The organism is Mesorhizobium sp. M8A.F.Ca.ET.202.01.1.1, assembly GCF_004791595.1.
In the GTDB taxonomy this organism is placed as follows: domain Bacteria; phylum Pseudomonadota; class Alphaproteobacteria; order Rhizobiales; family Rhizobiaceae; genus Mesorhizobium.
This window is the reverse complement of the sequence record NZ_SRUN01000013.1, coordinates 1-13,146: the sequence shown is the minus strand read 5'-3', so window position 1 is coordinate 13,146 and position 13,146 is coordinate 1. Positions and strand designations below refer to the sequence as shown.

Here is a 13,146-nt window from a genome sequence, read left to right as displayed (position 1 = left end):
GTTCGGCTGCAGCTCACATAGTGCAGAACGCAGACGGCTCCAAGCGCCACGCCGCGACATCACCGGGCCAGGCTGAGCGCCAGGTAGGTGAGAGCGGAAATCGCCGCCGTCGCCGGCAAGGTGACGACCCAGGCGACAACGATGTTGCCGGCGATGCCCCAGCGGACGGCCGAGATACGCCGAGCCGCGCCGACACCGATGATGGCACCGGTGATCGTGTGCGTGGTCGAGACCGGGACGCCGAGCCAGGTGGCTGCGAACAGGGTGATCGCGCCGCCGGTCTCGGCGCAGAAACCCTGCATCGGATTGAGGCGCGTGATCTTCGAGCCCATTGTGTGGACGATGCGCCAGCCGCCCAAAAGCGTGCCCAGCGCCAGCGCCGACTGGCAGGTGAGGACGACCCACAGCGGTACATAGAACGAGGTGCCGAGCATGCCTTGCGAATAGAGCAGCACGGCGATGATGCCCATGGTTTTCTGGGCGTCGTTGCCGCCATGGCCGAGCGAATAGAGCGAGGCCGAAAAGAACTGCAGGACGCGAAACGTGCTGTCGACAGCGAATGGCGTCTGTCGCACGAACAGCCATGAAACCACCAGGACCAGGAGAAGCGCCAGGACGAAACCGGTTGCCGGCGACAGCACGATCGCGGCGACCGTCTTGCCCAGGCCCGACCAGACGATGGCGCCGAAGCCCGCCTTTGCGACCCCGGCCCCAACCAGCCCGCCGATCAGCGCGTGCGAGCTGCTCGACGGAATACCGGCGATCCAGGTGACGATGTTCCAGACAATAGCGCCGACCAGCGCCGAGAAGATCACCGCCGGGGTGACGACACTGACGTCGACGATGCCCTTGCCGACGGTCTCGGCGACATGAAGGCCGAAGAACAGGAAAGCGATGAAATTGAAGAAGGCCGCCCACAGCACCGCATAATGCGGCCGCAGCACCCGCGTGGAGACGATGGTGGCGATGGAGTTGGCCGCGTCGTGCAGGCCATTGAGAAAATCGAAGAACAGCGCCACGGCGACGAGGCCGACGAGCAGGGGAAAGGCGATGGTCGCTTCCATCGCTAGACGTTCTCGATGACGATGCCGCTGATCTCGTTGGCGACGTCCTCGAAACGGTCGACCACCTTCTCGAGCTGGCCATAGATTTCCGAGCCGATCAGATAGGCCATCGCATCACCGCCATTGTGGCGCTTGAACAAATCCTTCAAACCCTGCTCATGCAGGTCGTCTGCCCGGCCCTCGGCACGCATGACCTCCTCGGCGAGTTCATTGAGGCGTGTGCTGTTGGCGCCGACCTTGGCGAGCAGCGGGATCGCCTCCGCGACCAGCTTGGCGGTGTCGACGATGACGCCGCCCATTTCCTGCATCAGCGGATCGAATTCGCGCTTTTCGAACAGCCGCACCGTCTTGACGGTCTTGTGCATCGTGTCGATGGCGTCATCCATCGATTGGATCAGATCCTTGATGTCGCCGCGGTCGAAAGGCGTGATGAAAGACCGCCTCACCGCAAGCAGCACCTGCGCGGTTATGTCGTCCGCCTCGTTTTCGAGATCGATGATCTCCTGGCACCTGCGGTCGATATCCTTGCCCTGGAGAAGCAACTGGAGTGCCTCGGCGCCGGCGACCACGGTACGGGAATGCTGTTCGAACAGGTCGAAGAAGCGATCCTCGCGCGGCAACAGCTTGCGGAACCAGCCCAGCATGTTCGTCCCTCCCTGCGCACCAGTTGCATCCACATAGCGTCGCACGCGGCCGCAGGAAACAGTAAACCGGCTGAAAGATGTGGATCGGCGCCGTTTGAAGGCACAACTTGCAGCAAGGGCGCATGTCCTTGACGCTCGTCAAGCGGCTGGGCGGCCCTACTTCAGAAATGGCACGTTCGACGCAGTTCAATGACGAGGGAACAACCAGGAAAGGAGACGATCATGCTTGAAAACAGCAACGCAACAGCCAATCTCGCGGTCAGGGACCTTGCCAAGGCAAAGGCTTTCTATGAGGGGACGCTCGGCCTGAAACAGGTGCACGATGAGGGCGGCGAATTGATCGTGTACAAAAGCGGCGACACCACCATCAATGTCTATCGTTCCGAATTCGCGGGGACCAACAAGGCGACTGCGGTGACCTGGAGGGTCGGCGACAAAATCGCCGATGTCGTCAACGCCCTCAGGTCGAAGGGTGTCGCCTTCGAGCATTACGACATGCCCGGCCTGACGATGGAGGGTGACCTCCATGTCGGCGGCGGCATGAAAGTCGCATGGTTCAAGGATCCGGACGGCAATATCCTCAATCTCGTGGACCGGTAAATCTCGGGATCGGGCAGCGCGGCGCGAGAGCTTTCCTATGCATGTCGCTGCCCCAAAACCGAAGTCACTTTTGGGCGACATGCCTGGATGATTGAGCACGGCACCATCTGGCGCGGTGCCGCCGCGCCGGATAGCCTTCGCCAATGATCGACAAGCTGGAATTCTTCATCGCGCTGGCCAGGGAAGAGCATTTCGGCCGGGCCGCGGAAGTGTGCGGCGTCACCCAGCCGACGCTGTCGGCCGGCATCAAGCAACTGGAAGGCCAGCTCGGCGTCATGCTCGTGCTGCGCGGCTCGCGCTTTCAGGGCCTGACGCCGGAGGGCAAGCAGGTGCTGGTGTGGGCGCGCCGCATCGTCGGCGACTCCAGGACCATGCGCGAGGAAATGCGGGCGGCGCGCCACGGTCTTTCCGGCCGCATCCGTATTGCCGCCATCCCGACAGCATTGGCCATGGTGGCCAGATTGACGACGCCCTTTCGAGACAAGCACCCAGGTGTCACCTTTTCGGTGCTGTCGCGGACCTCGATCGAAGTGCTTTCGCTGCTCGGCAATTTCGATGTCGATGCCGGCATCACCTATCTCGACAACGAACCGCTGGGACGGGTGACCAGCGTGCCGCTCTATGACGAGCGCTACCAATTGATCACCGCAATCGGCAATCCCTATTCCGACCGCGACAAAGTGACATGGGCCGAGATCAGCCAGCTGCCGCTTTGCCTGTTGACGCCGGACATGCAGAACCGCCGCATCATCGACCAGCACCTGGCCGAGGCCGGCGTGCAGGTGCGGCCGACGCTGGAATCGAATTCGATGATCGTGCTGTTTTCGCACATCCGAACCGGCAAATGGTCATCGATCATGCCGCTCAACCTTGCGGAAACATTCGGTTTTTCCGAACCGATCCGGGCCATTCCGATCGTCGAGCCCGATGCCAGCCACACGGTCGGGCTGGTCGCCGCACCGCGTGAGCCGCACACGCCGCTGGTCCAGGCGCTGCTGGACGAGGCGATGGCGCTGGCAGACGATTTCCGGGCGCACCGCTAGGCTAGACAATGCTAGCTGAAGCCCATCGATAGAGATTTTCTATCGAGCAACGAAACCGCTTTATTGATTTCGCGGGTTTCCTCTGATTTTGTAAAGACTTAGCGCTAAAAGCTATCGACCAGGGAGGGCGCTGCATGACGATGCAGCCTGCAAGTACCGAGATCGCGTCACGCACTGCGGCGATTATCCAGGAGTTGAAGGACCTCGAGGGTCCGTTGCTGCCGATCCTCCACGGCATTCAGGAAGAGTTCGGCCACGTACCGCACGACGCCGTGCCCGTGATTGCCGATGGGCTGAACCTGTCCAGGGCCGAGGTGCACGGCGTCGTCACCTTCTATCACGACTTCCGCGCCCGCCCGGCCGGCCGGCACGTGCTCAAGCTCTGCCAGGCGGAAGCCTGCCAGTCGATGGGTTCGGACGCGGTCGCCGCCAGGATCAAGCAGTTGCTCGGTATCGATTTCCACGAGACCACGCGTGACGGATCGGTTACGCTCGAGCCGGTCTATTGTCTCGGACTGTGCGCCTGTTCGCCGTCGGCGATGCTGGACGGCGAGGTAATCGGACGGCTCGATGACGAAAAGATCGACGAGATCGTAGCAGAGGTGCGCTCATGACCCCCCGCATCTATATTCCCGGCGATTCCGGCGCGCTGGCGCTGGGCGCGGAAAAGGTCGCCAAGGCGATCGCAAACGAGCTTGCCGAGCGCGGCATCGAGGCCAAGATCGTGCGCAACGGCTCGCGCGGCGCCTATTTCCTCGAACCGATGGTCGAAGTGGCGACAGCCAATGGCCGTGTCGCCTATGGGCCGGTGAAGCCGTCCGACGTGAAGAGCCTGTTCGACAGCGGCTTCCTCAAGGGCGGGCATCACAAGCGCTGGCTCGGCGCGCCCGACAAGATCCCGTTCCTCGCCAAGCAGACACGGCTGACCTTCGCGCGCTGCGGCATCAACGACCCGCTGTCGCTCGATGCCTACAAATCGCTCGGCGGATTGAAAGGCCTGCAGAATGCAGTGGCCATGGCGCCCGCCGACATCGTCAGCCAAGTGACCGACTCCGGACTGCGCGGCCGTGGCGGCGCCGGCTTCCCGACCGGCATCAAGTGGAAGACGGTGCTCGATACGACATCGGAGCGCAAATACATCGTCTGCAACGCCGATGAGGGCGACAGCGCCACCTTCGCCGACCGCATGATCATGGAGGGCGACCCCTTCGTGCTGATCGAAGGCATGGCGATCGCCGGCATTGCCACCGGCGCGACCAAGGGCTTTGTCTACATCCGCTCGGAATATCCGCACGCGGTCGCCGTCATGAACAAGGCCGTCGAGATCGCCCGCAAGGCTGGCGTGCTCGGCGTCAATGTGCTGGGTTCGCCCAATGCCTTCGACATGGAAATCCGCGTCGGCGCCGGCGCCTATGTCTGCGGCGAGGAAACCTCGTTGCTCAACAGTCTGGAGGGCAAGCGCGGCGTGGTGCGTGCCAAGCCGCCGCTGCCCGCGATCCAAGGCTTGTTCGGCAAGCCGACGGTGATCAACAACGTCATCTCGCTGGCTTCCGTGCCCATCATCATGGACAAGGGCGCCGCCTTCTACAAGGATTTTGGCATGGGCCGCTCGCGCGGCACGATCCCGATCCAGATCGCCGGCAACGTCAAGCAAGGCGGCCTGTTCGAAACCGCTTTCGGCCTGACTCTGGGCGAGATCGTCGACGATATCGGCGGCGGCACGTCCACCGGACGTCCGGTCAAGGCGGTGCAGGTCGGCGGCCCGCTCGGCGCCTACTTCCCGCGCGCGCTGTTCGACACGCCGTTCGACTACGAAGAATTCGCCAAGCGCGATGGACTGATCGGCCACGCCGGTATCACGGTTTTCGACGATACCGCCGACATGCTGAAGCAGGCACGCTTCGCCATGGAATTCTGCGCCATCGAAAGCTGCGGCAAGTGCACGCCTTGCCGCATCGGCTCGACGCGAGGCGTGGAAACCATCGACAGGCTCGCCGCCGGCATCGAGCCGGAGAAGAACCTCGCTCTGGTCACCGACCTCTGCAACACGATGAAGTTCGGGTCGCTCTGCGCGCTGGGCGGCTTCACGCCCTACCCGGTGATGAGCTCGATCACGCATTTCCCCGAGGATTTCAAGCCCGCGCCGGCGCGCGTGGCTGCTGAATAGGAGCTGGCAGATGAACATCAAGGCCGACTTCCCGACGCTCATCGAAGAACTCGATTACGGAACGCCGCAATCGAAGGCTGAGAAGCAGGTCACGCTGACCGTCGATGGCCGCTCGATCAGCGTGCCGGAAGGCACGTCGATCATGCGCGCGGCGATGGAGGGTGGGGTCGAAATCCCGAAACTCTGCGCCACCGACATGCTGGACTCCTTCGGTTCCTGCCGCGTCTGCCTCGTCGAGATCGAAGGACGCGGCGGCACGCCGGCTTCCTGCACGACGCCGGTCGGCGAAGGCATGGTGGTGCGTACGCAGTCGGACAGGCTCGACGCCATCCGCCGCGGCGTCATGGAACTCTACGTCTCCGACCATCCTACCGGCTGGAACGAGAAGGCCGGAACCGGCGCCAGCGAGTTCGATGTGGTGGCGAAGTCCGTCGGCCTGACCGAAAACCGCTACGGCGTCGAGGGCCGCAACCACGTCAAGGAAGAAAATGGCGTCGCGCCGGGCCATGGCTCGCTTGCGGTCGACTACATCGCCCGCGACGAATCCAACCCTTATTTCACCTATGATCCGGCGCAATGCATCGTCTGCTCGCGCTGCGTGCGCGCCTGCGAAGAGGTGCAAGGCACTTTCGCGCTGACCATCGAGGGCCGCGGCTTCGAATCGCGCATGGTTGCCGGCATGCACGAGGACTTCATCGCCTCCGAATGCGTGTCCTGCGGCGCTTGCGTGCAGGCCTGCCCGACCGATGCGCTGCGCGAGAAGACCGTGCTCGAAAAGGGCCTGCCGGAGCGCTCCGCCGTCACCACCTGCGCCTATTGCGGCGTCGGCTGCTCGTTCAAGGCCGAAGTGAAGGGCGACGAGGTCATCCGCATGATGCCCTACAAGGAAGGCATGGCAAACCACGGCCATTCCTGCGTCAAGGGCCGCTTCGCCTATGGCTACGCCACGCACAAGGACCGCATCCTGTCGCCGATGATCCGCGAAAAGGTCAGCGATCCCTGGCGCGAAGTGAGCTGGGAAGAGGCGATCGCCCATACGGCCAAGGAATTCCGCCGCATCCAGTACCAGTACGGCCGCACCGCGATCGGCGGCATCACCTCCTCGCGCTGCACGAATGAGGAGACCTATCTCGTCCAGAAACTGGTACGGCAAGGCTTCCGCAACAACAATGTCGACACCTGCGCGCGCGTCTGCCATTCGCCGACCGGTTACGGCCTTGGCCAGACCTACGGCACCTCGGCCGGCACGCAGGACTTCGATTCCGTCGAATTCACCGACGTCGCCGTCATCATCGGCGCCAATCCGGCTTCCGCGCATCCGGTGTTCGCCTCGCGGCTGAAGAAGCGGCTGCGCCAGGGCGCCAAGCTGATCGTGCTCGATCCGCGCCGCACCGAGATGGTCAAGTCGGCGCATGTCGAAGCCGACTACCATTTGCCGCTGAAGCCCGGCACCAATGTCGCCGTGCTGACGTCGCTGGCGCATGTCATCGTCACCGAGGGCCTGTTCGACGAAGCCTTCATCCGCGAGCGCTGCGACTGGACGGAATTCCAGGACTGGGCATCCTTCGTCGCCCTGCCGGAAAACAGCCCCGAAACCGTGGGCAAGCTGTCCGGCGTCGATCCTGAGCTGATCCGCGGCGCCGCGCGCCTCTACGCCAAGGGCGGCAATGGCGCGATCTATTACGGCCTCGGCGTCACCGAGCACAGCCAGGGCTCGACCACGGTGATGGCGATCGCCAACCTCGCAATGGCCACCGGCAATATCGGCCGCCCGGGCGTCGGCGTGAACCCGCTGCGCGGCCAGAACAACGTGCAGGGCTCGTGCGACATGGGCTCGTTCCCGCATGAGCTGCCGGGCTACCGGCACATTTCGGGCGACGCGGTGCGCGACATCTATGAGAGCCTGTGGGGCGTGAAGCTGGACGACGAACCCGGCCTGCGCATCCCCAACATGCTGGATGCCGCCGTCGACGGCTCCTTCAAGGGCATCTACATCCAGGGCGAGGACATTTTGCAGTCCGATCCCGACACCAAGCATGTCGCCGCCGGCCTTGCCGCAATGGAATGCGTGGTCGTGCACGACCTGTTCCTCAACGAGACGGCGAACTACGCGCACGTATTCCTGCCCGGCTCGACCTTCCTCGAGAAGGACGGCACCTTCACCAATGCCGAGCGCCGCATCAACATGGTGCGCAAGGTGCTGGAGCCGAAGGCGCGCTATGCCGACTGGGAGGCGACGCAGGAGCTCGCCCGCGCCATCGGTCTCGACTGGAACTATACGCATCCGGCCGAAATCATGGACGAGATCGCCAAGACGACGCCAAGCTTCGCCAATGTCTCCTTCGACCTGCTCGACCGGGTCGGCTCCGTGCAATGGCCCTGCAACGACAAGGCGCCGCTCGGCACGCCGATCATGCATGTCGACGGCTTCGTGCGCGGCAAGGGCAAGTTCATCCGGACCGAATATGTGGCGACGGACGAAAGAACCGGACCGCGCTTCCCGCTGCTGCTGACCACCGGCCGTATCCTCAGCCAGTACAATGTCGGCGCGCAGACGCGGCGTACCGAAAACGTCACTTGGCACTCCGAGGACCGGCTGGAGATCCATCCGCACGACGCCGAGAATCGCGGCCTGCGCGACGGCGACTGGGTGCGGCTGACCAGCCGTTCGGGCGAGACGACGCTGCGCGCGCTGATCACCGACCGGGTGTCGCCGGGCGTCGTCTACACCACCTTCCACCATCCCGACACGCAGGCCAACGTCATCACCACCGACTTCTCCGACTGGGCGACCAACTGCCCGGAGTACAAGGTGACGGCGGTGCAGGTCGGCGCGTCCAACGGCCCGTCTGAATGGCAGCGCGACTATGACGAACAGGCCAAACAGAGCCGCCGCATCACTCCGCTGCAGGCGGCGGAGTAGTCTTGGCCGCCTTTCCTTCAACAGAAGGCAGGCCGATGGCGCTGACGGAGAAGCAAGGTGACTCGAAAGGACGCCTACGAAAAACTGCTTCGCCTGTGCGAGAGGCACGGCGCGGAGCTTGACGGCTATCTTAGCGATATTCAGAAGCAGGTCGGCGAAGAGGACTTCGACACGCTTCGTCGCATTGTTGGTCGGATAATGGGCACAGGGCTATACGAGGCTTTCGAAACCATCGCCGGCGATGTTCCTGAGCTGACGCCGAATTGGATGAAGCGGGACTGATGCTCAAACGCCGCGCCACCACCCAGATCTCCAGACTAGCGCATCGCGCCAGCGGCACGGCCGCGGCCAACCGCATGGTGCCTGAAGAAACGCCGGTGGCATTCTCCTTTGCCGGCACCACGCATGCGGTGATGATGGCGAGCCCTGCGGATTTCGAGGATTTCGCGCTCGGGTTTTCGCTGACCGAAGGCATCATCGCCGAGCCAGAAGAGATCGAAGCCATCGAAGTGGAAGATCACGGCGCCGGCATCGACATCCAGATTCGGTTGAAGGACCAGGCCAATACGCGTTTCGAGGCACGGCGGCGGCGGCTTGCTGGACCGGTCGGCTGCGGGCTCTGCGGCATCGAATCCATCGAGGAAGCAATGCGCTCGGTCGATGCGGTCGGTGCGTCGAAACTTACGCTTGAGGCCGAAGACATCACCCGTTCGGTCAAGCTGTTGTCGAAGGTGCAGCCACTGCATACCGAGACGGGGGCTGTGCACGCCGCCGGTTTCTACGTGCCCGGCAAGGGCGTCGTCATGGCGCGCGAGGATGTCGGTCGCCACAATGCGCTAGACAAGCTGGCGGGCGCGCTGGCCAAGGCCAATATCGATGGCGCATCGGGCGCTGTCGTGGTGACCAGCCGTGTTTCGGTCGAGATGGTGCAGAAGACGGCGGCGATCGGTTCTGCCTTCATCATCGCCGTTTCCGCGCCCACCGCACTTGCCATCCGCACGGCGCAGGAAGCCGGCATGACGCTGGTGGCGTTGGTGCGCGGCGACGATTTCGATGTTTTTACCCACCCTGACCGGGTGATCTCCGGAGTTGCCCAGCATGTCGCATGACGAAGACCACATCATGAGCACCAGAGAAAAGCTGGTGCGCATGGCCAACCAGATCGCCGCTTTTTTCCACTCCAGGCCACGCGAGGAAGGCATTGCCGGCGTCGCCGAGCACATCAACAAGTTCTGGGAACCGAGGATGCGGCGCCAGTTCTTCGAGATGCTGGACAGCGGCGGTGAGGGGTTCGACGAACTGGTTGTGGTCGCCTCGGCCAGGATCAAGCGGCCGATCACCCCGGCAGAGGCCGATATCAAGCTCGGCCTCAAGGCCTTCCCGGCCGACGTCGCAGCCTCGCAAAAATAGCCGCCGGGCCGCGCCGTTTATATTCCGCGTCGCTAAAGTTTAGGCTGCCGCACCCGGCGCGGCTCTGCTATGGTTGGCGATCAGAAATCGTCAGGCCGGGCGGACAACCTCGTGAGGCCGATCGAGACCCGTTACGCCCTTAGCGGCGAGGTGCGGATCGCCTACCAGGTGGTCGGGCAGGGGTCGTTTGACCTCGTCTTCGTCCCCGGCTTCATTTCCAATCTCGACCTGCATTGGGAAGACGAGGGTTATACCAGACTCTTGCGGCGGCTTTCGGCCTTCTCACGGCTGATCCTGTTCGACAAGCGCGGTACGGGTCTCTCGGACCGCGTCGATGTCCATCACCTGCCCAGCCTCGAGACCCGCATGGATGATGTGCGCGCGGTGATGGACGCGGTCGGCAGCGGCCGTGCCGCATTGCTCGGCGCTTCCGAGGGAGCGCCGCTGGCGATGCTGTTCGCCGCCACCTATCCGGAGCGGACGCGGGCCCTGGCGCTCTATGGCGGCTATGCGCATTTCCACAAATGGGTGATGCCGCCGGAACGCCTCAACGCCTTCATCGTTACGGCCGAGACTGCCTGGGGCACCGGTGCCACCTTGCCGAATTTCGCGCCGGGCCGGGTCGACGACGCGCATTTTACCCAGTGGTGGGCCCGTTTCGAGCGGCTGTCGGCGAGCCCGACGGCAGCGGCGGCGCTCGCGCGAATGAATGCGGAAATCGATATACGTGGAGTGTTGGCGGCGATCAGGGCGCCGACGCTGCTGATCCATCGCCGCAACGATGCGCGGGTCGATCCAGACGCCAGCCGCTTCCTGGCCAGGAAAATCCCGAATGCGCGGCTGGTCGAGATTCCAGGGCGCGACCATCCGATCTGGACCGGCGATGTCGACCGGGTGGCCGACCTGATCGAAGAATTCCTGACCGGCGAGCGCGCCGTGGCAGGAGCCGAGCGCGTCCTGGCCGCGCTTCTGGTGACACGCATCTACGACACTGCACGGCTGGGCGACAGGATGTGGAGCGAACGCAGCGAGCATTTCCACGAAACATGGCGGACACTTGTGGCGCGCCATGGCGGGCGCTGTGCGGATTTGCACGGCGAAATGATGATTTCGCGCTTCGACGGCCCGGGGCGGGCCTTACGCTGCGCGGCGGCGTTACGCGACGCGGCGCAGCAAATCGGGGTGGCAAGCGCGCAAGGGGCGCATGTCGGCGAGATCGAATCGCGTGGGGCCCCAGCAGGATTGACGGGCCGCGTGACGATACAGCTCGCCGCTCACGCAGGGCGCGGCGAGATATTGGCGTCGAAGCTGGTCGCCGATCTGGCAGTCGGCTCGGGACTTCATTTCGTCGATCGCGGGCGTGTCGACATCGACGAGTTGGAGGAGCCGCTGGCGCTCGTGCTTGCGATGTCCGAACAGCACCTGGAGCCGGCCTGCCGGCCCAAGACCAGGGCGACCGAACCGGCTTGCCTGACCATACGCGAGAGCGAAGTCGTGAGTTTGATCGCCGATGGCAAGAGCAATGCGGCGATCGCCGCTGAACTCAGGCTGAGCGAGCACACGGTCAAGCGCCACGTCGCCAACATACTGCTCAAGCTCGACCTGCCATCGCGAGCGGCGGCGGCGGCATTTTCCGTCAGGACCGCTGGCCCGGACGGGCCATAAGAGCCATGGCGCTTTCGGGCGAAGCGGCCATACCGATGTAAGCGCTATCAATCTCCCCCATGCAGGCCACGCGGATATCACCCGGAAGGCGCTGCGAACGGAGGATGAAATGCCCAAGTCAAAGCTGAGTCTCAGATTACTTGTGATCGCGGCAGGCATTGGCGCGCTTTCAACGCTCTCTCCCGCAAAAGCCGAGGATGCATCGGCGACGGCCGCCTACAAGGACATCCAGGCGACGCTCGGCTCGGTGCCGGATATGTTCAAGACACTGCCCGACGTCGCCATCGCCGGCGCCTGGGCCGAGATCAAGGGCGTCCAGCTCAACCCCAAGACCGCGCTCGACGGCAAGACCAAGGAGTTGATGGGGCTCGCGGTCGCGTCGCAGATCCCGTGCCAGTATTGCATCTATTTCCACACCGAAGCCGCCAAGCTCAACGGCGCCAGCGACGAGGAGATCAAGGAGACGATCGCGATGGCGGCAATCGTTCGCCATTGGTCGACAATCCTCAACGGCAACCAGGTCGATCTCGCGACCTTCAAGAAGCAGACCGACGACGTATTCGCAGCCGTAAAGGCCAAGTCGCAGTGAAGACACCGGCCCGGCGATGAGCGCCGGGCCGCACCTCAAAGCATCGACCGCCCGATCGTGAAGATGGGCATATGGAGGATAAAATGCTGACCAAGACCCAAATAGTGGACGGCCCGGCGATCAAAAAGGCGATCGAAGGCCGTGATGGAAAGACGCTGTCGAGCTTCTATGCCGACGATGCGCTGGTGCGGGTGATCGACCGCAACAACCCGCCGAGCAAGCCACGCGAAATCCGTGGGCGAGCGGCGATCACGACGTTCTGGGACGATATCTGCAGCCGGGCGATGACCCACAAGGTCGACACCACCATCGCCAACGGCGACAGCCTCGCCTTCACCCAGGCCTGCGCCTATCCGGACGGCACAAAAGTGTTCGCCGCGGCGATGCTGGAGCTGAAGAACGGGCAGATCGCACGGCAGACCGTCGTGCAGGCCTGGGACGAGTAGATCAACCGCGGGCTCAACCGCAATCTCGGAGGAGAACCAACATGTTCAGCGCCAGATGGCAGATCGACGCCAAGTTCGGACACAAGCAGACCGTGCTCGAATTGCTCAGGAAATGGGAACGCGAGATCGGTTCGCAGGTCGGCCTCGCCGACCTGAAATTCCAGATCATGACCGGATCGATCGGCGCGCGCGAGGCGACGGTCGAGTCGCATCACGAGGTCGAAAGCCTGGCCAAGCTGGAAGAATTCTTCGCCAAGATCGGCAAGATCGACGCGCACGCCAAATGGGGGAAGGAGATGGACCCCTATGTCGTGTCGGGCACCAGCCTGTGGAACATCTATCGCATCGTGGAGTAGCAAACGCGGCCGCAGCTCTCCCCTTTGTGGAGAGGTCGGATTGCCCCGATTTGTCCTTCACAAATCGGTTGGCAATCCGGGTGAGGGGTAAGTTGGCGCCAAGCTGGAACACCCCTTGTGTGTTTGGAATCGTGCATTGTTGAGGGTGCCACGGACCAGGTGCTTGCCTGATCCGTGGCGGCGGTCGAGAGCCCGTCACCCCTCAGGTGGCTTAAACCGTGGATGAGCTGGGGCCCGAC

The 13,146-nt window shown here is 63.5% G+C and carries 14 protein-coding genes; 12 read left to right on the top strand and 2 right to left on the bottom strand.

Translation table 11 applies throughout. The annotated features are described in order from the left end of the window. Positions 1-59: 59 nt before the first annotated feature. On the bottom strand, positions 60-1,064 hold the full coding sequence (locus EN845_RS25245) for an inorganic phosphate transporter (RefSeq protein WP_127870681.1): 1,005 nt from the start codon (positions 1,062-1,064) through the stop codon (positions 60-62). 2 nt (positions 1,065-1,066) lie between these two features. Beyond that, positions 1,067-1,708: a DUF47 domain-containing protein gene (locus tag EN845_RS25240; protein ID WP_127870680.1), complete on the bottom strand. Its 642-nt coding sequence runs from the start codon at positions 1,706-1,708 to the stop codon at positions 1,067-1,069. Positions 1,709-1,930: 222 nt separating this feature from the next. On the opposite strand from EN845_RS25240, the gene EN845_RS25235 reads away from it, so the two are divergent. From EN845_RS25235 to EN845_RS25180, 12 genes are all read left to right on the top strand, one after another. Then, positions 1,931-2,308, top strand: a complete 378-nt coding sequence (locus tag EN845_RS25235) for a VOC family protein (RefSeq protein ID WP_127276419.1) — start codon at positions 1,931-1,933, stop codon at positions 2,306-2,308. A 143-nt stretch (positions 2,309-2,451) separates the two neighbouring features. Further along, positions 2,452-3,351: a LysR family transcriptional regulator gene (locus EN845_RS25230; protein WP_127276421.1), complete on the top strand. Its 900-nt coding sequence runs from the start codon at positions 2,452-2,454 to the stop codon at positions 3,349-3,351. 134 nt (positions 3,352-3,485) lie between these two features. Further along, the gene (locus EN845_RS25225) at positions 3,486-3,965 is read left to right on the top strand and encodes a formate dehydrogenase subunit gamma (protein ID WP_127276423.1); all 480 of its coding nucleotides are present in this window, start codon (positions 3,486-3,488) and stop codon (positions 3,963-3,965) included. Beyond that, complete coding sequence (locus EN845_RS25220; RefSeq protein WP_127870679.1) at positions 3,962-5,518, top strand: NADH-quinone oxidoreductase subunit NuoF; 1,557 nt, start codon at positions 3,962-3,964, stop codon at positions 5,516-5,518. Before EN845_RS25225 ends, EN845_RS25220 begins: the two co-directional genes overlap by 4 nt. Positions 5,519-5,528: 10 nt before the next feature. Continuing rightward, positions 5,529-8,441, top strand: coding sequence for a formate dehydrogenase subunit alpha (gene fdhF, locus EN845_RS25215; protein ID WP_127870678.1), 2,913 nt, complete (start codon positions 5,529-5,531; stop codon positions 8,439-8,441). A gap of 57 nt (positions 8,442-8,498) precedes the next feature. Next, positions 8,499-8,723, top strand: a complete 225-nt coding sequence (locus EN845_RS25210; protein WP_127870677.1) for a hypothetical protein — start codon at positions 8,499-8,501, stop codon at positions 8,721-8,723. Further along, positions 8,720-9,550 (top strand): formate dehydrogenase accessory sulfurtransferase FdhD, encoded by an 831-nt coding sequence (fdhD, locus tag EN845_RS25205; protein WP_127870811.1) that lies wholly within the window; start codon positions 8,720-8,722, stop codon positions 9,548-9,550. Before EN845_RS25210 ends, fdhD begins: the two co-directional genes overlap by 4 nt. Next, complete coding sequence (locus tag EN845_RS25200; protein ID WP_127276430.1) at positions 9,540-9,851, top strand: formate dehydrogenase subunit delta; 312 nt, start codon at positions 9,540-9,542, stop codon at positions 9,849-9,851. The genes fdhD and EN845_RS25200 overlap by 11 nt, the downstream gene beginning before the upstream one ends. Positions 9,852-9,962: 111 nt before the next feature. After that, positions 9,963-11,516, top strand: a complete 1,554-nt coding sequence (locus tag EN845_RS25195; RefSeq protein WP_127870676.1) for an alpha/beta fold hydrolase — start codon at positions 9,963-9,965, stop codon at positions 11,514-11,516. Between the two features lie 109 nt (positions 11,517-11,625). Further along, a complete protein-coding gene (locus EN845_RS25190) occupies positions 11,626-12,105 on the top strand; it encodes a carboxymuconolactone decarboxylase family protein (RefSeq protein ID WP_127870675.1) in 480 nt (159 codons plus the stop codon). An 83-nt stretch (positions 12,106-12,188) separates the two neighbouring features. Further along, positions 12,189-12,551: a nuclear transport factor 2 family protein gene (locus tag EN845_RS25185; protein WP_127870674.1), complete on the top strand. Its 363-nt coding sequence runs from the start codon at positions 12,189-12,191 to the stop codon at positions 12,549-12,551. Positions 12,552-12,592: 41 nt separating this feature from the next. Continuing rightward, positions 12,593-12,907: a hypothetical protein gene (locus tag EN845_RS25180; RefSeq protein WP_127870673.1), complete on the top strand. Its 315-nt coding sequence runs from the start codon at positions 12,593-12,595 to the stop codon at positions 12,905-12,907. Positions 12,908-13,146: the final 239 nt, after the last annotated feature.